The organism is Pseudomonas azerbaijanoccidentalis, from assembly GCF_019145495.1.
Classification (GTDB): Bacteria; Pseudomonadota; Gammaproteobacteria; order Pseudomonadales; family Pseudomonadaceae; genus Aquipseudomonas; species Aquipseudomonas azerbaijanoccidentalis.
Window position 1 is genome coordinate 179,860 of sequence record NZ_JAHSTU010000002.1, and the last position, 19,096, is coordinate 198,955.

General features: G+C 60.4%; 19 protein-coding genes. 5 read left to right on the forward strand and 14 right to left on the reverse strand.

The features are described from left to right. Positions 1–109 precede the first annotated feature (109 nt). Positions 110–1,018 (reverse strand): LysR family transcriptional regulator, encoded by a 909-nt coding sequence (locus KVG88_RS07395; protein WP_217870983.1) that lies wholly within the window; start codon positions 1,016–1,018, stop codon positions 110–112. 145 nt (positions 1,019–1,163) lie between these two features. Between KVG88_RS07395 and KVG88_RS07400 the strand changes: the two genes are divergently transcribed. Continuing rightward, the gene (locus KVG88_RS07400; RefSeq protein ID WP_150705165.1) at positions 1,164–2,183 is read left to right on the forward strand and encodes a DUF4917 family protein; all 1,020 of its coding nucleotides are present in this window, start codon (positions 1,164–1,166) and stop codon (positions 2,181–2,183) included. Positions 2,184–2,267: 84 nt separating this feature from the next. On the opposite strand, the gene KVG88_RS07405 is transcribed toward KVG88_RS07400, so the two are convergent. Then, positions 2,268–2,810, reverse strand: coding sequence for a helix-turn-helix domain-containing protein (locus tag KVG88_RS07405; RefSeq protein ID WP_150705164.1), 543 nt, complete (start codon positions 2,808–2,810; stop codon positions 2,268–2,270). A gap of 110 nt (positions 2,811–2,920) precedes the next feature. Between KVG88_RS07405 and KVG88_RS07410 the strand changes: the two genes are divergently transcribed. Both KVG88_RS07410 and KVG88_RS07415 read left to right on the forward strand, forming a co-directional pair. Then, positions 2,921–3,703 (forward strand): aldolase, encoded by a 783-nt coding sequence (locus KVG88_RS07410; RefSeq protein WP_150705163.1) that lies wholly within the window; start codon positions 2,921–2,923, stop codon positions 3,701–3,703. Between the two features lie 29 nt (positions 3,704–3,732). Beyond that, positions 3,733–4,620 (forward strand): dihydrodipicolinate synthase family protein, encoded by an 888-nt coding sequence (locus KVG88_RS07415; RefSeq protein WP_217870984.1) that lies wholly within the window; start codon positions 3,733–3,735, stop codon positions 4,618–4,620. A 129-nt stretch (positions 4,621–4,749) separates the two neighbouring features. Here KVG88_RS07415 and KVG88_RS07420 read toward each other — a convergent pair whose 3' ends face one another. From KVG88_RS07420 to KVG88_RS07430, 3 genes are all read right to left on the reverse strand, one after another. Then, positions 4,750–5,094 carry a YegP family protein gene (locus tag KVG88_RS07420; RefSeq protein ID WP_150705161.1) on the reverse strand — a complete coding sequence of 115 codons (345 nt, stop codon included), beginning with the start codon at positions 5,092–5,094 and terminating at the stop codon, positions 4,750–4,752. 176 nt (positions 5,095–5,270) lie between these two features. Beyond that, positions 5,271–5,576 (reverse strand): ribbon-helix-helix domain-containing protein, encoded by a 306-nt coding sequence (locus KVG88_RS07425; protein ID WP_150705160.1) that lies wholly within the window; start codon positions 5,574–5,576, stop codon positions 5,271–5,273. Between the two features lie 14 nt (positions 5,577–5,590). Next, positions 5,591–6,172: a DJ-1/PfpI family protein gene (locus KVG88_RS07430; protein ID WP_217870985.1), complete on the reverse strand. Its 582-nt coding sequence runs from the start codon at positions 6,170–6,172 to the stop codon at positions 5,591–5,593. Positions 6,173–6,461: 289 nt separating this feature from the next. On the opposite strand from KVG88_RS07430, the gene KVG88_RS07435 reads away from it, so the two are divergent. Beyond that, a complete protein-coding gene (locus KVG88_RS07435; RefSeq protein WP_217870986.1) occupies positions 6,462–7,352 on the forward strand; it encodes a DMT family transporter in 891 nt (296 codons plus the stop codon). Between the two features lie 93 nt (positions 7,353–7,445). Here the strand turns inward: KVG88_RS07435 and KVG88_RS07440 are convergent, their stop codons facing one another. The 4 genes from KVG88_RS07440 to KVG88_RS07455 form a co-directional block, all read right to left on the reverse strand. Continuing rightward, positions 7,446–8,663, reverse strand: a complete 1,218-nt coding sequence (locus KVG88_RS07440; RefSeq protein WP_217870987.1) for a class I SAM-dependent methyltransferase — start codon at positions 8,661–8,663, stop codon at positions 7,446–7,448. A gap of 134 nt (positions 8,664–8,797) precedes the next feature. Continuing rightward, positions 8,798–9,415: a TPM domain-containing protein gene (locus tag KVG88_RS07445; protein WP_150705156.1), complete on the reverse strand. Its 618-nt coding sequence runs from the start codon at positions 9,413–9,415 to the stop codon at positions 8,798–8,800. Between the two features lie 28 nt (positions 9,416–9,443). Continuing rightward, positions 9,444–10,199: a TPM domain-containing protein gene (locus tag KVG88_RS07450; protein ID WP_217870988.1), complete on the reverse strand. Its 756-nt coding sequence runs from the start codon at positions 10,197–10,199 to the stop codon at positions 9,444–9,446. 153 nt (positions 10,200–10,352) lie between these two features. Then, entirely contained in the window at positions 10,353–10,958 is a 606-nt protein-coding gene (locus KVG88_RS07455) for a LemA family protein (protein ID WP_150705154.1), read from the reverse strand. Positions 10,959–11,195: 237 nt separating this feature from the next. Here KVG88_RS07455 and bglX point away from each other — a divergent pair, with 237 nt between their 5' ends. Next, complete coding sequence (bglX, locus tag KVG88_RS07460) at positions 11,196–13,487, forward strand: beta-glucosidase BglX (protein WP_217870989.1); 2,292 nt, start codon at positions 11,196–11,198, stop codon at positions 13,485–13,487. A gap of 96 nt (positions 13,488–13,583) precedes the next feature. Here the strand turns inward: bglX and KVG88_RS07465 are convergent, their stop codons facing one another. From KVG88_RS07465 to KVG88_RS07485, 5 genes are all read right to left on the reverse strand, one after another. Continuing rightward, positions 13,584–14,741 carry a phospholipase D-like domain-containing protein gene (locus KVG88_RS07465; RefSeq protein WP_217870990.1) on the reverse strand — a complete coding sequence of 386 codons (1,158 nt, stop codon included), beginning with the start codon at positions 14,739–14,741 and terminating at the stop codon, positions 13,584–13,586. Between the two features lies 1 nt (position 14,742). Next, the gene (locus KVG88_RS07470) at positions 14,743–15,333 is read right to left on the reverse strand and encodes a YceI family protein (protein WP_150705151.1); all 591 of its coding nucleotides are present in this window, start codon (positions 15,331–15,333) and stop codon (positions 14,743–14,745) included. 149 nt (positions 15,334–15,482) lie between these two features. After that, on the reverse strand, positions 15,483–16,253 hold the full coding sequence (locus KVG88_RS07475; RefSeq protein ID WP_150705150.1) for an IclR family transcriptional regulator: 771 nt from the start codon (positions 16,251–16,253) through the stop codon (positions 15,483–15,485). A gap of 69 nt (positions 16,254–16,322) precedes the next feature. Further along, positions 16,323–17,747: an amidase gene (locus KVG88_RS07480; protein WP_264084086.1), complete on the reverse strand. Its 1,425-nt coding sequence runs from the start codon at positions 17,745–17,747 to the stop codon at positions 16,323–16,325. 20 nt (positions 17,748–17,767) lie between these two features. Beyond that, entirely contained in the window at positions 17,768–19,078 is a 1,311-nt protein-coding gene (locus KVG88_RS07485) for a citrate-proton symporter (protein ID WP_217870991.1), read from the reverse strand. Positions 19,079–19,096 lie beyond the last annotated feature (18 nt).

Consider the following 19,096-nt stretch of genomic DNA (forward strand, 5'->3'; position numbering starts at 1 on the left):
CAAGCCCGCTCCCACAAGGATCTTCGGTGTTCGCACAATTTGCGCTTCACATTGCCCACTGTGGGAGCGGGCTTGCCCGCGATGGGGCCCATGCTACCAGCCAGGATCTTTAGAAAGACCCACGCAAATGCTCAAACAACATCCGGCTCACCGGCGACAGCAACGCCTCATCGCGCACTACCACGATCAAGGCGCGATCCGACCAGTCGTCGGTCAACGGCACCGCCGTCAGCCCCAGTGCCCGACCGAACAATTCATAAGCCCGCTGCGGCAGCACGCCGATGCCCATGTTGGCCTGGACCATGCGGCACATGGCATCAAATCCCGGCACATGGATGCGAACCCGTAACAGTTTGCCGGCCTCACGCGCCGCCGCGTGGGTGCGCATGTTGATCGAACTGGCGGCGTGCAGGCCGACGTAATCGCTGCCCAGCGTATCGGCGAACGCCAGGCTTGAACGATTCGCCAACGGATGATGCGCAGGCATCAGCACCACCAGTTTGTCCTGTCGATACAACACGCTGTGCAAGCCTTTGATGTCGCTGTCGATGGAGCAGATCCCAAGGTCGGCCACGCCATCCAGAACCCCTTGAATCACCCCGGCGCTGGGCCGTTCTTCCAGATCGGTCTTGACCTGCGGGTGGCGCTCGGAAAAGTCCCGCAGGTCTTCCGGCAGGAACTGAATGATCGCTGACAGGTTGGCGAGCATCCGCACATAGCCGCGCACCCCGTGGCTGTGCTCGCCCAACTCCAGGCCCATTTTCTCGACGTTGAACAGCATTTGCCGGGCATGATGCAGCAAGGTCTCGCCGGCTGGCGTCAACGTCATGCCTTTGGCCTGACGCACGAACAGGCTGATCCCCAAGGCTTCCTCCAACTCCATTAAACGCTTGCTCGCCGCCGACACGGCAATCGCTTCGCGCGCGGCGGCACGGGTCAGCGTGCCCTCTTCGTGAACGGCGACAAACAGTTGCAAGGTGATGAGGTCGAGGCGGCGGATCAGGCTTTTCTGCAGCATCTGGGGCTCGGTGAGGTGGGTTCGGACGAAGTCGCAGCATAGCGTTCTTCGCCCGCGCTGTACCCGGTCAGAACACGCAGGCTCAGCGTCCGGTCGTGATAAAGTCGCCGCCCATCAGACCTTTTGCCGTGAGACGAACAACGCAATGAGCGATTTCCAGGATGTCGATGCCCAACTTGAAGACTGGAGCGCCCTGCGCGCCAGCGCTGCGTTCGGCGGCCTGCTGGTAGGCAATGGCGCCAGCCGTGCGGTGTGGGACGATTTCGGCTACGACTCGCTGTTCGAAAACGCCCGTACCGTCGAAGAAAAACCGCTGAGCCCCTCCGAGTTGAGTGTGTTCGAGGCGATGCAAACCCGCAGCTTCGAGCAGGTGTTGAGCGCGCTGAAAACCACCAGCCGTGTGAACAAGGCGTTGGCCGTCAGTTCCGCCGCGCCGCGCAATCGTTACTACGCGATCAAGGAAGCGCTGATCAACACCGTGCACGCGGTGCACATTCCCTGGCGGTTGGTGGTGCCATCGACGCTGGCAACGATCAACCAGGAGTTGGCCAGCTATCGCACGGTGTTCACCACCAATTACGACTTGATCAATTATTGGGCGTTGCAGCACCAGCCCGAGGCGATCACCGATCTGTTCCAGGGCGCCGAACCCGCTTTCGACCTGAGCACCACGGCCACCGACAAAACCCGCCTGCTGTACCTGCACGGTGGCCTGCACCTGGTGCGCAACCAGGACGGCACGGCGCGCAAGCTGATGTCGACCGAGGGCACGTTGCTCGGTAATTTCGCCATCAACAACACGATCAAGACCCTCGACGACGTACCGCTGTTCGTCAACGAAGGGCCGAGTGCAGACAAGCTCAAGACCATCCGCAGCTCGGATTACCTGTCGTTCTGCTATCAGCAGTTACTCGGCCATACCGACGGTTTGTGCATTTTCGGGCATGCGCTGGCTGAGCAAGACAATCACATCATCCATGCCTTGCGTATGGCCAAACCGAAAGTGCTGGCGATCTCGATTTACCCGCGCAGCAAGGCGTTCATCCAGCATCAGAAGCGGCATTACGCGAAGGTGTTTGAGGGAACGGGTGTGGAATTGCGGTTCTTTGATTCGAAGACGCATGCATTGGGCAGCCCGAAGCTGACGGTTCCAGTCGAGGTTTAGATCAAGATCAAAAGCTCGCAGCCTTCGGCAGCTCCTACATAGATCGGTGTAGGAGCTGCCGAAGGCTGCGATCTTTAGCGGGGGTCATTCCTCGGCGCTGTGCACCACCACCAGCAACTGCGCCTGCACCTCGCCCACCGAGCGGATCCGGTGCGGCTTCTGTGAGTTGAAGTGCAACGCATCACCGCGGTTGAGCAGCACCCGCTCACTGACGAAATCGACCTCCACCTGCCCTTCGTGGACAAACAGAAACTCCTCGCCCAGGTGTTCCTTGAAGGTCTTGTCGGTAAATTCCGCCGGCGGATAAGTGATGAACGGCAACAGGCTGCGTTCACTCACTTGGTGGGCCAGTACCGCGTACCCCTGATTGTGCTCGCTGGTGCCCAATGGTTGCCGTTCGTGGCTGCGCACCAGGCTGTAGCTGTCGAGGCTGACGTTGTCTTCGCTGAACAACTCCTCGACTTTCACGTTCAACGCCTTGGCCAGTTTCAACGCAGCCGCAATCGACGGCGTATTGAGCCCGCGTTCGACTTTCGACAGATAACTCTTGGTCATGCCGGATTTTTCCGCCAAAGCCTCAAGGGTCACGCCAAGTTTTTTTCTCAATAATTTCAAACGGATAGACATGTGGAGCGATTAATCCATCAAGAAGGTGACGAATTGTCCTTGCTCATGACACAAGGTGTCATATAGCATCTTTCGTGTCATCTGCATGACTAGCCAAAGAGGACACCGATATGGCCAAGACATTAGCACTGCCCAAAGATCAACTGGTCAAGCAAGCGCTCAGCCAGATGCAAAATACCCTGGCGGATAATACGTGGACCGACCGGCAAAAGCTGGCCCTGACTTGCCGCATTCTGTTCGAGAACGGTCATGATTCCGGCCTGGCCGGGCAAATCACCGCCCGAGGCCCGCAACCGGGCACTTACTACACTCAACAACTGGGCCTGGGTTTCGACGAAATCACCGCGGGCAATCTGTTGCTGGTCAACGAAGACCTGGAAGTGCTCGAAGGCCACGGCATGCCAAATCCGGCCAACCGTTTCCACAGCTGGGTGTACCGCGCCCGGCCGGATGTGAACTGCATCATTCACACCCACCCGACCCATATCGCGGCGTTGTCGATGCTCGAAGTGCCGTTGCAGATTTCCCACATGGACCTCTGCCCGCTCTACGACGACTGTGCGTTTCTCGAAGGCTGGCCGGGCGTGCCGGTGGGTAACGAAGAAGGCGATTTGATTGCCGGAGCGCTGGGCGACAAACGCGCGGTGCTGCTTTCCCACCACGGCCAGCTGTCCACCGGCGCCACCATCGAGGAGGCCTGTGTGATCGCCCAACTGATCGAGCGTGCCGCCAAATTGCAGCTGCTGGCGATGAGTGCCGGAACGATCAAACCGATCATCCCCGAGCTGGGCCGTGAAGCGCACGACTGGATTGCCCGGCCGAAACGCCACGCTGCCGCGTTCAACTATTACGCGCGGCAGAACCTGCGCCAGCACGCCGATTGCCTGAACTGACCACTGACCTTTTTCGAAGGAGAGACACCATGTCCACCACCACCATTCACGGCATCATCGGCTACACCATCACCCCGTTCACCGCCACTGGCGAAGGCGTTGACCTGGACGCGCTCGGGCGCTCCATCGACCGTTTGATCGACGGCGGCGTGCACTCCATCGCCCCACTGGGCAGCACCGGCGAAGGCGCTTACCTGAGCGATGCCGAGTGGGACCAGGTCGCCGAATTCAGCATCAAGCATGTGGCCAAACGCGTGCCGACCATCGTCAGCGTGTCCGACCTGACCACCGCCAAAGCGGTGCGCCGCGCACGCTTCGCCGAGGCCCACGGCGCTGACGTGGTGATGGTACTGCCGACGTCCTACTGGAAACTCAGCGAAGCGGAAATCCTCGCGCACTACCGCGCCATCGGCGACAGCATCGGTGTGCCGATCATGCTCTACAACAACCCGGCCACCAGCGGCACCGACATGTCGGTGGACCTGATCCTGCGCATCGTCAACGGCGTGGAAAACGTGACCATGGTCAAGGAGAGCACCGGCGACATCCAGCGCATGCATCAACTGCAACGCTTGGGCGAAGGCCGGGTGCCGTTCTACAACGGCTGCAACCCGCTGGCGCTGGAAGCCTTCGCGGCCGGAGCCAAAGGTTGGTGCACGGCGGCGCCGAACTTGATCCCGCAGCTCAATCTGGATTTGTACAAAGCGGTGCTGGCCAATGATCTGGGCAAGGCGCGCGAGTTGTTTTACCGCCAGTTGCCGTTGCTGGACTTCATCCTCAAGGGTGGTTTGCCGGCGACGATCAAGGCGGGCTTGCGGGCGACCGATCTGGAAGTTGGGGATCCGCGGCTGCCGGTGTTCCCGCTGAGCGAGGCCGGTTGTGAACAACTGCAAGGGTTGCTCAAAACCCTACGTTGATCTGCCACCCTGCACAGCCCTTTTGTAGGAGCTGGCTTGCCAGCGATAGTGTCATGTCAGACGACACCATCGTTGGATGTGCCGGACCCATCGCTGGCAAGCCAGCTCCCACAGGGGATGTGTCGGGGTTCAAAGCACCGGCAAGGTCTTGTCCTTGATCACTTTGCTCGGGCCGTTGGCCTTCACGCTGGCGATGCCTTTGTCCATGGCAGCGTCGGAGGAATAGGACTCGCTGCTGCCAATGATCTCGTGGTTACCGGCCTTGAGGTTGAAGTAAGGATGGCCGTCCTTGGTGCTTTTTTTCTCGTAGCGCTCATCCAGCGGGCTGTTGGCCTGGACCGACGCGATGCCTTTGTCGGCTGCGGCGCGGGTGGTGTACAGCTCGCTGGTCAGAATGGTTTCGGCGTTCGCCGCCTTCAGCACAAACCTGAACTGACCGCTGCTGCTTTTACTCACTTCGTACCATCCGGACATGCTGTTTCTCCTTGGCGATTGAGAGGTTGCGCGCTTCAGAGTAAAGACCAAGCCGGGATTTCTGTCGCCTGAACTGGCCCTATCGCCAGCAGGCTGGCTCCCACATTGGACTGATGTACACAATCAACTGTGGGAGCCAGCCTGCTGGCGATGGGGCCAATAAGCACGCCGCAAACCTACTTGACTGAACGCTTCACCACCGACAGTTCCGGAGACGCCACCCGCCGCTGACTCAAATAGCGCGTACAACTCACCCGCAAGAACGAGGCGAAGTTCACCACCTCGCCGCGGTAGTCCATCACCTCTTCGTACAGCTTGGCGATCAACTGGTTGGTGGTCATGCCGTCGACCTCGGCGATTTCGCTGAGGATGTCCCAGAACTGGTTTTCCAGGCGCAACGTGGTGACCACCCCACAGATGCGCAGCGAGCGGGAGCGCGACTCGTAAAGAATCGGGTCGGCCTTCACATAAAGCTCGCACATGGACAGGTTCCTCGTTACAGGGTGATTTTGGTGCCCAGCAAACCGAGGAAACCGGCGAGCCAGCTCGGGTGCGCAGGCCAGGCCGGTGCCGTCGCCAGATTGCCTTGAACATGGCCGTCCGTCACCGGGATATCGATAAACGTACCGCCCGCCAGGCGCACTTCCGGGGCGCAGGCCGGGTAAGCGCTGCATTCGCGACCTTCGAGAACCCCGGCCGCCGCCAGCAATTGCGCGCCGTGGCACACAGCGGCAATCGGTTTGCCGGCCTTGTCGAATGCGCGCACCAGTTCCAGGACTTTTTCATTCAGGCGCAGGTATTCCGGCGCACGACCGCCCGGGATCAGCACCGCGTCGTAATCTGCTGCTTTGACCTTGGCAAAATCGAAGTTCAGGGCGAACAGGTGACCGGGTTTTTCGCTGTAGGTCTGGTCGCCTTCGAAGTCATGGATCGCCGTGCGGACAGTCTGGCCAGCGGTTTTGTCCGGGCAAACGGCGTGCACCGTATGACCGACCATCAGCAGCGCCTGAAACGGCACCATCACTTCGTAGTCTTCGACGTAATCGCCGACCAGCATCAGAATTTTTTTAGCGGCCATGGGGAGGACTCCTCTGGAGAATGCTTGGGAGTATTGAAGGTAGTCCGATTCCGGCGGGTCGGGTAACAACCGGCTACTACGGTAAATCACCTGTAGGAGCTGTCGAGTGAAACGAGGCTGCGATCTCTTAAAAACAGAATCAAAAGATCGCAGCCTTCGGCAGCTCCTACGTTGGGGGCTTCGCTCCCAACTGTACGGATAACTCTGCACCTAGCTGTAACAGCGGAAAACCCACGGTTTATGGCTAGATGAAGCCTTACTTCCATCACCCAACATTCTGGTTGCCATCATGTCCTCCCGCGAAAACACCGGCATGGCCCTGGGCCTGCTCGGCGTTGTGATTTTCAGCCTCACCCTGCCCTTCACACGGATTGTCGTGCAGGAACTCCATCCGTTGCTCAATGGCCTGGGCCGGGCGCTGTTCGCGGCGGTTCCGGCGGCGTTGCTGTTGTTGTGGCGCCGGGAAAAGTGGCCGACCTGGAAACAGATCAAAGGACTGAGCCTGGTGATTGCCGGGGTGATCCTCGGTTTTCCGGTGTTGTCAGCGTGGGCCATGCAAACCTTGCCGGCGTCCCACGGTGCACTGGTCAACGGTTTGCAGCCGCTGTGCGTGGCGCTGTATGCCGCGTGGTTGTCCCATGAGCGTCCGTCAAAAGCCTTCTGGGCCTGCGCCGCACTGGGCAGTGCGCTGGTGCTCGGTTATGCGCTGATCAGCGGTGCCGGCAGCATTCAGGCCGGTGATTTGCTGATGCTCGGCGCGATTGCGGTGGGTGGTCTGGGGTATGCCGAAGGTGGCCGGTTGGCCAAGGAGATGGGCGGCTGGCAAGTGATCTGCTGGGCGCTGGTGCTGTCGACGCCACTGCTGATCGGGCCGGTGGTGTATCTGGCGCTGCAACATCAGGGCGAGATCTCCGCCAAGACCTGGTGGGCCTTCGGTTACGTCTCGCTGTTTTCGCAGTTCATCGGCTTCTTTGCCTGGTACGCCGGGTTGGCCATGGGCGGCATTGCCCGGGTCAGTCAGATCCAGTTGCTGCAGATCTTCTTCACCATCGCCTTTTCGGCGTTGTTCTTCGGTGAACATGTCGAGCCGATCACCTGGCTGTTTGCGGCCGGGGTGATCGTGACGGTGGTGCTGGGCCGTAAAACGGCGGTCAGACCCGCGCGCATTGCCACCGCATGAACCCTGTAGGAGCTGCCGTAGGCGGCGATCTTTTGATTTTAAAGATCAAGATCAAAAGATCGCCGCCTTCGGCAGCTCCTACAGGGGGCGCGATCATCTCAGGTAACCATCAGCACGCAGCAGGGTTTCCAGACAATGTTCGCTGATGTGATAGAAGTCCTTCAGTTCCTGGATCTTCGCCAGCAGCTGGGCCGGATCAACCGGCTCGGCGCGTTTAACCGCCAAAATCATCTTGTTCTTATTGGTGTGGTCCAGTGAGATGAACTCGAACACCTTGGTCTCATAGCCACAGGCTTCGAGGAACAGCGCACGCAAACTGTCCGTGACCATTTCCGCCTGTTGGCCCAGGTGCAAGCCGTATTGCAGCATCGGCTTGAGCAGCGCCGGGCTCTGGATCTGCAAACGGATCTGCTTATGGCAGCACGGCGAGCACATGATGATCGACGCCCCGGAACGGATGCCGGTGTGGATGGCATAGTCGGTGGCGATGTCGCAGGCGTGCAGCGCAATCATCACGTCCAGCTCGCTCGGCGCCACGCTGCGGACATCGCCGCACTTGAACACCAGCCCCGGATGCTCGAGCTTGGCCGCCGCCGCGTTGCACAGGGTGACCATGTCTTCACGAAGCTCGACGCCGGTGACTTCACCCTCGGCCTTCAGGGTATTGCGCAGGTAATCGTGAATGGCGAAGGTCAGGTAACCCTTGCCCGAGCCGAAGTCCGCCACCCGCACCGGTTTGTCCAGCGCCAGCGGCGACGAGGTCAGCGCATGGCTGAACACTTCGATGAACTTGTTGATCTGCTTCCACTTGCGCGACATCGCAGGAATCAACTCGTGCTTACTGTTGGTCACCCCAAGGTCGGCGAGGAACGGTCGGCTCAAATCCAGAAAGCGATTTTTCTCGCGGTTATGCTCGGCGGATGGTACTTCACGCAATTGCTGGGGTTTGCTCTTGAACAGCGAAGGCTTGCCCTTTTTGCTGTATTCCAGCTGCGCTTCGTCGGTCAGTGCCAGTAAATGCGCATTTTTGAATGACGCCGGCAGCAGTTCGGAAATGTGCGCCACGCCTTCGCTCAGCGCCAGGTTCTTGGTGATGTCGCGAGTCTTGTAGCGATAGACGAAGGACAGGCAAGGCTGGGTCTTGACCGTCACCGGCTTGATGATGATCCGCTGCAGGTCGGTTTCATCGCCCACGTACTTGGCCAGCACCAGTTTGATGAAAGCGTTTTGCTCAAGGCTGGTTTGCAGCAGGTCGATGAACTGGGCGTGATGATCCGGCGCGAGGCTGGCGGGAGTGGCGGTGACAGACATGAAAAAACGGCCTCAGGCGGGGCGAATCGGGAATGGCGGGTATTTTAGGGGGGATGGCGTGCGAGGGCACGGCTAATTTCCCGAACGGCGCCCTCAGTAGCAGCTGGCGCAGCCTGCTACAGGTTGCGCAAGCGTCAGCCTAGAACCACCAAGCGGTTCGGCAATTCATTGCGCACATGGGTTACCGGCACATGCACCTTGAGCAGTTCGCCACACGCTTCGACGCAACTGACAAACCCTTGCAGCGTCTGCCCCTGCCGCACCTGCTGGGTGAACGTGGCGACAATCGCGTCCCAGTTCTTGTTGTCGAGGCGGCTGGAAATACCCTCGTCCACCAGGATTTCCACGTAGCGCTCGGCTTCAGAGACGAAAATCAAGATACCGGTGCTGCCTTCGGTGTGGTGCAGGTTCTGCTCCAGGAACTGCCGACGCGCCAGGTTCGAGGCGCGCCAGTGGCGCACTGAGCGCGGGATCAGGTGCGTGGTGACTGTCGGCAACCGGAACACCAGACACAACACGATGAAGGAAATCCATTGCACCAGCAGCAGGCTGTGCAGGGTCAGCCAGCCCGTCAGGTAATGCACGATCCCCGGCACCACCAGCGCCAGCAGGCTGGCCCACAGCAGCGGGATGTACGCATAGTCGTCGGCGCGGGCCGCCAGCACCGTCACCAGTTCGGCGTCGGTGTCGCGCTCGACCCGGGCAATCGCTTCGGCGACTTTGCGTTGTTCGTGTTCAGTCAGTAATGCCATGATGTGAAGTGCCTGCTCATTTTTATTGTTACCAGCCGCCGGACGAACCACCGCCCCCGAAACTGCCACCGCCGCCGCTGAAGCCCCCGCCTCCACCGCCGCCGCCAAAACCGCCTCCGCCGAAACCACCCCCGGAGCCGCCCGAACCGCCACGACCGGCGGGAAGAATACCGAGCATCTGGCAAACAAACACAGTCAGGATGAACAACAACACCAAAAACACGAACAGCCCCGGGTGCCGTGAGACGAAATCATCACTGGGATCGCCCGTGGATTCATACACCGTCGAGGGCTCGTCCAGCGGATTGCCACCCAACACCACGAGCATCGCCGCCACACCGTCGCTGATGCCCTTGCTGAAATTGCCGGTCTTGAAGGCGGGCGTGATCACCTGTTGGATGATCACCGAACTCTGCGCATCGGTCAGGCGATCCTCCAGGCCATAGCCGACCTCGATGCGCAATTTGCGCTCATCCCGCGCGACGATCAGCAGCGCGCCGTTGTTCTTGTCCTTTTGCCCGATCCCCCAGTGGCGCCCCAGTTGATAGCCAAAGTCGGCAATGTCGGTGCCCTGCAAATCCGGCAAGGTGACGACCACCAGTTGCTCACCTGTGGCTTTTTCATGGGCCTGAAGTTGTTGCGTCAACTGCTCGCGCACCGCCGGCTCGATCATCTGGGCGTTATCGACCACCCGCCCGGTCAACGCCGGGAAACTCAGTTCAGCCTGGACCGCCAGGGTAAACACCCACAGCACCAACACCAGGCCAGCTTTCAACACGCGCATGGGCTACCTCTTTCACACATCTACCCCCCTGTAGGAGCTGCCGCAGGCTGCGATCTTTTGATTTTTAGCTATTCCGAAAAGATCAAGATCAAAAGATCGCAGCCTGCGGCAACTCCTACAGGGATGTTTATCCGACATCAAAGGATGTTGGATTCAGAATTTCACCTCGGGCGGTTTTTCCGACCCCGGTGTGGCTTCGAAGGTCTCGCGCACCGGCAGGTTGCTGTACATCACGCTGTGCCACAGGCGACCGGGAAAGGTGCGGATCTCGGTGTTGTACTTCTGCACCGCCAGGATGAAATCGCGCCGGGCCACGCTGATGCGATTTTCGGTGCCTTCCAGCTGCGACTGCAGGGCGAGGAAATTCTGGTTGGCTTTGAGGTCCGGATAGCGCTCCGAGACCACCATTAACCGGCTCAACGCACCGCTGAGCTGATCCTGGGCTTGCTGGTACTGCTTGAGCTTTTCCGGGTTATCCAGCGTAGAAGCGTCGACCTGGATCGAAGTCGCTTTGGCCCGGGCCTCGATCACGGCAGTCAGGGTGTCCTTCTCGTGGGCGGCGTAACCCTTGACGGTTTCCACCAGGTTGGGGATCAGGTCGGCGCGGCGCTGATACTGGTTCTGCACCTGGCCCCAGGCAGCCTTGGCCTGTTCGTCGAGGGTCGGAATGTTGTTGATGCCGCAAGCGGTCAGTAGCGTCGCCAGCACCAATAACGTGGCCACTTGCAGGCTGGACCGGTAGGACTCTCGTACATTCATTTCGGTGATACTCCTTTCACACTGCATGGGAAAAACAACCGGCGACCCTCTCGGCCGGCTCTTGGGGCATAATCGGCCGCGCCACTGGATTGCATCGGGGCAATGGGCTAAAAGATGCCCTGCGCAAACAAACGCATCCGGCATTTTTTGAACCGGCACCCGAACAACAATAGTCGCTCCCTAAATTTTGGCTGGCCGGCGTGTACATCGCCGTTTGGGCCCTTGAGAAAACTATTCATGAAGAAGCTGTGTTTGCTGGGCCTGTTCGTCAGCCTGGCCAGTCATAACGTATTGGCCGCCACGACGCCCGCACCCCTGGAGAACAAGGAAGCCTTCGTCAGCAACCTGATGAAGCAAATGACCCTCGATGAAAAAATCGGCCAGTTGCGCCTGATCAGCATCGGCCCGGAAATGCCTCGCGAAATGATCCGCAAGGAAATCGCAGCCGGCAACATCGGCGGTACGTTCAACTCGATCACCCGCCCGGAAAACCGTCCGATGCAGGACGCGGCCATGCGCAGCCGCCTGAAGATCCCGATGTTTTTCGCCTACGACGTGATCCACGGCCACCGCACCATTTTCCCGATCCCGTTGGCTCTGGCGTCGAGCTGGGACATGGACGCCATCGGCCTGTCCGGGCGTATCGCCGCCAAGGAAGCCGCAGCTGACAGCCTCGACATCACCTTCGCGCCAATGGTCGATATTTCCCGCGACCCGCGTTGGGGTCGTACCTCCGAAGGCTTCGGCGAAGACACCTATCTCGTTTCGCGCATTGCCGGTGTGATGGTCAAGGCGTTCCAGGGCACGGGTGCCAACGCGGCCGACAGCATCATGGCCAGCGTCAAGCACTTCGCCCTGTACGGCGCGGTCGAGGGCGGTCGCGACTACAACGTGGTCGACATGAGCCCGGTCAAGATGTACCAGGATTACCTGCCACCGTACCGCGCGGCGATTGACGCCGGTGCCGGCGGGGTGATGGTTGCGCTGAACTCGATCAACGGCGTGCCAGCCACCGCCAACACCTGGCTGATGAACGACCTGCTGCGCAAAGAGTGGGGCTTCAAGGGCCTGGCCGTTAGCGACCACGGGGCGATTTTCGAGCTGATCAAGCACGGCGTCGCACGCGACGGCCGCGAAGCCGCGAAGCTGGCGATCAAGGCCGGCATCCACATGAGCATGAACGACACCCTGTACGGCAAAGAGCTGCCGGGGTTGTTGAAGTCCGGCGACATCCAGCAAAGTGACATCGACAACGCCGTGCGTGCGGTGCTCGACGCCAAATACGACATGGGCCTGTTCAAGGACCCGTACCTGCGCATCGGCAAGGCCGAGGATGATCCGGCCGACACCTACGCCGACAGCCGTCTGCACCGCGCCGAGGCCCGCGACGTCGCGCGTCGCAGCCTGGTGTTGCTGAAAAACCAGAACGAAACCCTGCCACTGAAGAAAACCGCGAAAGTGGCCCTGGTCGGCCCGCTGGCCAAGGCGCCGATCGACATGATGGGTAGCTGGGCAGCCGCCGGTCGCCCTGCGCAATCGGTAACCCTGTTCGATGGCATGACCGCCGCGCTGGGTGATAAATCGACGCTGATCTACGCCCGTGGCGCCAACATCACCAGCGACAAGAAGATCCTCGACTACCTGAACTTCCTCAACTTCGATGCCCCGGAAGTGGTCGATGATCCACGCCCGGCGAACGTGCTGATCGACGAAGCGGTGAAAGCCGCCAAGGATGCAGACGTCGTCGTGGCGGCTGTGGGCGAGTCCCGCGGCATGTCCCACGAATCGTCGAGCCGCACCGACCTGAACATCCCGGAAAACCAGCGCGCGCTGATCCGTGCCCTGAAAGCCACCGGCAAACCGCTGGTGCTGGTGTTGATGAACGGTCGCCCGCTGTCGATCCTCGAAGAAAAAGAACAGGCTGATGCGATCCTGGAAACCTGGTTCAGCGGCACCGAGGGCGGCAACGCCATTGCCGACGTGCTGTTCGGCGACTACAACCCGTCGGGCAAACTGCCGATCACCTTCCCGCGTTCGGTGGGCCAGATTCCAACCTACTACAACCACCTGAGCATCGGCCGGCCATTCACGCCGGGCAAACCAGGCAACTACACCTCGCAGTATTTCGATGACACCACCGGCCCGCTGTTCCCATTCGGCTACGGCTTGAGCTACACCGACTTCAGCCTGAGCGACATGGCGCTGTCGTCGACCACGCTGAACAAGACCGGCAAGCTCGACGCCAGTGTCACGGTGAAGAACACCGGTAAACGTGACGGCGAAACCGTGGTGCAGTTGTACATCCAGGACGAAACCGGCTCGATGATCCGCCCGATCAAGGAACTGAAGAACTTCCAGAAAGTGCTGCTCAAGGCCGGCGAACAGAAAGTCCTGCACTTCACCATCTCCGAAGATGACCTGAAGTTCTACAACAGCCAGCTCAAGTACGCAGCGGAACCGGGCAAGTTCAACGTGCAGATCGGCCTGGATTCCCAGGACGTGACGCAGCAGAGTTTTGAGTTGTTGTAACCCTTAAAAGCAAAAGATCGCAGCCTTCGGCAGCTCCTACAGGTGTACACATAACCCTGTAGGAACTGCCGCAGGCTGCGATCTTTTGATCCTGCTTTACCCCCGCCGATCCAGCAGATTCACCACCAACCGATCCACCCATCCCCACACCCGCTGCTTGACCCGCCGCCACAACGGCCGGCGTTGCCATTCTTCCAGGCTGACTTGCTGGCTCAGGGCAAAATCTTTCTCGAAACTCGCCGCCACGTCACGGGTCAATCCGGGGTCCAGTGCTTCCAGATTGGCTTCGAGGTTGAAGCGCAAATTCCAGTGATCGAAGTTGCATGAGCCGATGCTCACCCAATCGTCGATCAACACCATTTTCAAGTGCAGGAAACACGGCTGGTATTCGAAAATCTTCACGCCGGCCTTGAGCAGGCGCGGGTAATAGCGATGTCCGGCGTAGCGCACCGACGGGTGATCGGTGCGGGGCCCGGTCAGCAGCAGGCGCACGTCAACACCGCGGCCGGCGGCACGGCGTAGGGAGCGGCGGACTTTCCACGTCGGCAGAAAGTACGGCGTGGCCAGCCAGATGCGTTTCTGGCCGCTGTTCAGTGCGCGAATCAGCGATTGCAGGATGTCGCGGTGTTGGCGGGCGTCGGCGTAGGCCACTCGGCCCATGCCCTCGCCCTTGGACGGCACGCGGGGCAACCGCGGCAAGCCGAAATGCGAAGCCGGTTTCCACGCGCGGCGATGGCGGTTGGCGATCCATTGACGGTCGAACAACAACTGCCAGTCGAGCACCAGCGGGCCGGTGATTTCCACCATCACTTCGTGCCATTCGCTGACGTCTTCACCCGGCGTCCAGAACTCATCAGTGACACCGGTGCCGCCGACCACTGCCAGGCTTTGATCGACCAGCAACAACTTGCGGTGATCGCGGTAGAAATTGCCGACCCAACGCCGCCAGTTCAGGCGATTGTAAAAGCGCAGTTCAACCCCCGCCGCCATCAGGCGCTGACGCAAGTTCAGGGTGAACGCGAGGCTGCCGTAGTCATCGAACAGGCAACGCACCCGCACTCCGCGTTCAGCAGCCTGGACCAGCGCCTGGACCATGGCTTCGGCGCAGGCGCCCGCCTCCACCAGATACAGCTCCAGTTCGACCTGTTCTTCGGCGCGCGCAATCGCCACCAGCATGCGCGGGAAGAATTGCGGGCCATCGATCAACAGCTCGAAGGAATTGCCTTCGCGCCAGGGGAAGATTGCACCGGCCATGTCAGCGCGCCGTGAAAATCAGCACCGCACCCACCGGCACCGACAGACTGATGGCCGACAAACCGGCGACCTTGCGCAGTGCTTCCAGCCCCGGTGCCAGGTCGAAGTCTTCGGCGTTGATCACCAGCGGTTCCAGCGTCACGACTTGAAAGCGTCGATCATCGAGGCGGGTCGCCAACAATTCGGCGTTGTAGGTGTGTTGCTTGCCATGCAGGTCGACGGTCAGCGGCAGACGCAACTCCAGTTGTGCGCCGGGAGCGAGGTCGTTGATCGGGCGCAGGTCGATCTGCGTGGTGATCAGCGCTTCGGCAAATTTGTCGACCTCGAACAACTCTTTGCGCATGCGTTCATCGCGCAGCGGGATGCCACTGTTGATCGAGTCCAGCTCGACTTCAACCTGCGCCAGTCCCTTGGGATCGACTTTGCCGTGCAACACCAGAAAGCGCTGCACTTCGGAAACATTGGCGTTTTTGGTGCTGACGAACGACAGCCGCGAAGACTCGCCGTCCAGATACCAGTTGGCCTGGGCCGACAGCGAAGCGCCGGCCAACAGCACTAAGGCGAGGGTTTTGCAGACAGACCGCTTGAACATAAAGACTCATAGGGCAGATAAACCTGTGCTGACCTTAACTGCCTGCTGCGCTCTTGCAAACCGAAGATCAAAAGATCGCAGCCTTCGGCAGCTCCTACAGCAGTACAAAAAACCGTGTAGGAGCTGCCGAAGGCTGCGATCTTTGGCTGTCAGGCCATCGCCTGCTGCACATTGCCAATGGTCGTGGCCAGGTTGTTGAGGTGCAGGCTCAACACCCGTTCCACCGGCGCCTGATCCATCGGCCAGTGCAGCGCCATGCTGCCGACCAGTCGGCCGTTGGTGCGGATCGGCAAGGCCACCGCGCGAATCAGGAACGGCAAACGTACCGGGTATTCCCAATAACCTTCGGTGCGCTGGCCGAAGCCTTGATGCAAGGCCGTTTCAGTGGCGCTGAACAGCGTTTCATCATTCAACCGTTCCCGCTCGGCCAAGCGTTCCACTTCAGAACTTTCCAGTTCGCCGAGGCACGCCCGGCCCATGGCCGAATGAAACAGGCTGGCGTGCTGGCCGACGATCTGGCAATTGTTCGGATAGCGTTTGCGCAGCACCGTGGGAATGGCACTTTCCATGACCTCGATTCGCTCGCCATCAAAACACGACAGGTCCACCACCAGACCGGTGCGCTCGCTCAGTTCCAGCAACAGCGGCGCGGCGTTTTCCACCAGCCGCCGCTTGAAGCGCTGCTGGCTGTCGCCAAACAAACGCTTGGCGCACAAGCGGTAACGCCGGTCACTCAAGCCGCGATAGATCCAGCCCTGCTCCTGCAAGGTCAGCAACATGCGCGACACCGTGGCCTTGGGCAGAGCGGTCAGGTAATGCAACTCCTCCAGCCCCAACGCCTGATGCTCACCCAGCAATTCGACAATCGCCAGGGCGCGCTCGACGGAACGCACGCTGCCGGTTTCTGCCTTGCTCTCCATAGGTTCGATCTCCCTAAGCGCAGATGGATGATCGCTTCATGCAGCAAGATGTGGGCCTTTGTAACGGTCTCAGGCATTTTCCAGACAACCGGGTGGCCGGCGCTTGACCCATTGGGTCAATTGTTCATGGGCATACGCCAGTTGCAGCACCGCGAAGTCAGCCTGGGCCGGACCAATGATTTGCAGGCCCATCGGCAACCCGGCGGGGTTGAAGCCCACCGGCACATTCATGCTCGGTAGCCCGGCCAGGGTCGGCCCGATGACGACCTCCATCCAGCGGTGATAGGTGTCCATGCTCTGCCCGCCCACGACGCGCGGCCACGGTGTTTGTGCATCAAAAGGAAACACTTGGGCCGTGGGCAGCAACAGGAAATCGTAACGCTCGAACAATTCGTTCAAGGCCCGATACCAGTCGCTGCGGCTGATCGATGCCTGATAGACATCCGCTGCGGTCAGGCGCAGTCCACCTTCGATTTCCCATTGCGCCTCGGGTTTGAGCTGCTCGCGTTTTTTGGGATCGGCATACAACCCGCCGAGGCTGCCTTGCACCAGCCAGTGGCGATGCGTCAACCAGGTTTGCCAGAGGCGCTCCATGGAAAAATCCGGCTGACACGCTTCGACTTTGCAACCCAGTGCCGCGAAGTCCTGCAGCGCCGATTCGCACAGGCTCATCACACCGGGGTCCATTGGCAGATAGCCGTTGTAGTCCCCCAGCCATCCCACGCGGACCTCGCTGAAATCCTGTGCCAGTGACTGATGGAAAATCTGCGGGTCTTGAGTCAGCGACAACGGCACGCGCGGGTCGTAACCGGCCTGCGTCCCGAGCAATCGTGCGACATCGGTGACGGTGCGGCCCATCGGCCCTTCAGTAGCCAGTTGCTGGACAAACACCTCCGGCTGCGGACCGTGCGGCACGCGGCCTTGGGACGGGCGAAATCCGAAGACGTTGTTGAACGCCGCCGGGTTGCGCAACGAGCCCATCATGTCGCTGCCATCGGCCACCGGCAGCATGCGCAGCGCCAGCGCCACCGCGGCCCCGCCGCTGCTGCCGCCGGCGACCAGCGTCGGGTCGTAGGCGTTGGTGGTGGTGCCGAAAACGCTGTTGTAGGTCTGCGAGCCGAGGCCGAATTCCGGAACATTCGTCTTGCCAATGATGATCGCCCCGCTCTTACGCACCCGCGCCACGCTGATGGCGTCGTGTTGCGGCACTTGTTCGGCGAACAACGGTGAGCCCATGGTGGTGCGCAAACCGGCCGTGGCGGCGAGATCCTTGACCGCCTGCGGCATGCCGTGCATCCAGCCACGGGACTGGCCCTGATCCAGCTGCCGGTCGCAGGCATCGGCTTCTGCCAACAGATCATCATCGGCACGCAACGACACCAGCGCGTTGACCTGCGGATTGAACTGTTCGATTTGCGCCAGATACGCCTGCATCACCTCACGGCAAGACACCTGCCGCCCGTGGATGGCCCGGGACAGCGCATCGGCGTCCATTTCTACAATCGGATTGATGCTCAAGGTTTCACCCCAAGGTTGAGTTCGACAGATCGCTTTGCCCGTGGTGCTTCCTGCATGCAGTAAGTGCCCAATAGCGTCAGCAGGCAAGCGAACAATACGTAGAACGATGGCGCCACCGGTGTTGCCAACACCTTGCTCAGCCAGGTGACGATCAGCGGTGCGAAACCACCGAAAACCATGACCGCCACGTTGTACGCAACGGAGACCCCGGTGGAGCGCACTTCAATCGGAAACTGCTCGGCCAGCGCGGTCGGCGCCGGGCCGAAAAAGCCGCCGATCGCGCTGCACAGCAACAGTTGCATCACCAGCAAACGCTCGATGGACGGTGCTGCCGCGACCCATACGTAAAGCGGATACACCATCACAAAGAACGCCAGGGTGAAGGCCATCAATACCGGGCGTCGGCCCAGGCGATCCGACAGTGCTCCGGACAGTGGAATGATCACAGTCATCAGCGCCACGGCCAGCATTTGCACCAGCAACACCTGGTCCAGCGGCAGGCCGAGATTCTTGTGGGCGAACGTCGGCATGTTCACTAGCACCACGTAGAACGACACGGTCGCACCACACGCCAGGCCCATCGACACCAGAATGGCGCGGCGATGTTCGCGGATCACTTGCATCAGGCTGGGGCTGGCGCCTTTGGCCTGTTTGCGCGCTTCAAGAAACTCCTCCGGCTCTTCCATGTGCTTGCGAATCCACAAGCCCACCGGGCCGATCAGCAAGCCGATCATGAACGGAATGCGCCAGCCCCAGCTGTCCAGCGCCTCGGGGGTCAACAGGTGGGTGAACAACGCCACCATGCCCGCGCCGGAAAACACCGCCAGGCACTGCCCGACCAATTGCCACGAGCCGTACAAACCCTTGCGATGCGCGGGCGCACTCTCCACCAGGAACGCCGTGGCACTGGCGTATTCACCGCCCGTGGCGAACCCCTGGAGCATCCGCGCAACCACGATCAGCAGCGGCGCGCCCATGCCGATCGCGGCGTAATTCGGCGCGAAGGCGATCAACGCGATGGATACGGTCATCAGGCGGATGATCATCTGCATCGCCGCCTTGCGCCCTTTGCGGTCCGAATACATGCCCAACAGAATGCCGCCCACCGGGCGCATGAAAAAGCCGACACCGAAGGTCGCCAGCGCCATCAGCAACGACGCGTACTCGTCTTCAGACGGGAAGAATTGCCGGGCGATGATGCTCGCCAGAAAGCCGTAAACGATGAAGTCATACCATTCCAGCGCGTTGCCGATAACGGCGGCGACCACCTGCCGGGTGCGCGAAACGCCTGTGCTCGAAGTCTGCATGGGGAACTCTCCAAAAAC

What these genes read in the sequence shown, in the direction of transcription:
- KVG88_RS07465 (WP_217870990.1), bottom strand. Translation starts at nt 14,741, where the DNA reads ATGGCCGGTGCAATCTTCCCCTGGCGCGAAGGCAATTCCTTCGAGCTG.
- KVG88_RS07470 (WP_150705151.1), bottom strand. Translation starts at nt 15,333, where the DNA reads ATGTTCAAGCGGTCTGTCTGCAAAACCCTCGCCTTAGTGCTGTTGGCC.
- KVG88_RS07395 (WP_217870983.1), bottom strand. Translation starts at nt 1,018, where the DNA reads ATGCTGCAGAAAAGCCTGATCCGCCGCCTCGACCTCATCACCTTGCAA.
- KVG88_RS07405 (WP_150705164.1), bottom strand. Translation starts at nt 2,810, where the DNA reads ATGTCTATCCGTTTGAAATTATTGAGAAAAAAACTTGGCGTGACCCTT.
- KVG88_RS07440 (WP_217870987.1), bottom strand. Translation starts at nt 8,663, where the DNA reads ATGTCTGTCACCGCCACTCCCGCCAGCCTCGCGCCGGATCATCACGCC.
- KVG88_RS07420 (WP_150705161.1), bottom strand. Translation starts at nt 5,094, where the DNA reads ATGTCCGGATGGTACGAAGTGAGTAAAAGCAGCAGCGGTCAGTTCAGG.
- KVG88_RS07455 (WP_150705154.1), bottom strand. Translation starts at nt 10,958, where the DNA reads ATGAATGTACGAGAGTCCTACCGGTCCAGCCTGCAAGTGGCCACGTTA.
- KVG88_RS07430 (WP_217870985.1), bottom strand. Translation starts at nt 6,172, where the DNA reads ATGGCCGCTAAAAAAATTCTGATGCTGGTCGGCGATTACGTCGAAGAC.
- KVG88_RS07415 (WP_217870984.1), top strand. Translation starts at nt 3,733, where the DNA reads ATGTCCACCACCACCATTCACGGCATCATCGGCTACACCATCACCCCG.
- KVG88_RS07400 (WP_150705165.1), top strand. Translation starts at nt 1,164, where the DNA reads ATGAGCGATTTCCAGGATGTCGATGCCCAACTTGAAGACTGGAGCGCC.
- KVG88_RS07480 (WP_264084086.1), bottom strand. Translation starts at nt 17,747, where the DNA reads ATGGACGCCGATGCGCTGTCCCGGGCCATCCACGGGCGGCAGGTGTCT.
- KVG88_RS07450 (WP_217870988.1), bottom strand. Translation starts at nt 10,199, where the DNA reads ATGCGCGTGTTGAAAGCTGGCCTGGTGTTGGTGCTGTGGGTGTTTACC.
- KVG88_RS07410 (WP_150705163.1), top strand. Translation starts at nt 2,921, where the DNA reads ATGGCCAAGACATTAGCACTGCCCAAAGATCAACTGGTCAAGCAAGCG.
- KVG88_RS07435 (WP_217870986.1), top strand. Translation starts at nt 6,462, where the DNA reads ATGTCCTCCCGCGAAAACACCGGCATGGCCCTGGGCCTGCTCGGCGTT.
- KVG88_RS07425 (WP_150705160.1), bottom strand. Translation starts at nt 5,576, where the DNA reads ATGTGCGAGCTTTATGTGAAGGCCGACCCGATTCTTTACGAGTCGCGC.
- KVG88_RS07485 (WP_217870991.1), bottom strand. Translation starts at nt 19,078, where the DNA reads ATGCAGACTTCGAGCACAGGCGTTTCGCGCACCCGGCAGGTGGTCGCC.
- bglX (WP_217870989.1), top strand. Translation starts at nt 11,196, where the DNA reads ATGAAGAAGCTGTGTTTGCTGGGCCTGTTCGTCAGCCTGGCCAGTCAT.
- KVG88_RS07445 (WP_150705156.1), bottom strand. Translation starts at nt 9,415, where the DNA reads ATGGCATTACTGACTGAACACGAACAACGCAAAGTCGCCGAAGCGATT.
- KVG88_RS07475 (WP_150705150.1), bottom strand. Translation starts at nt 16,253, where the DNA reads ATGGAGAGCAAGGCAGAAACCGGCAGCGTGCGTTCCGTCGAGCGCGCC.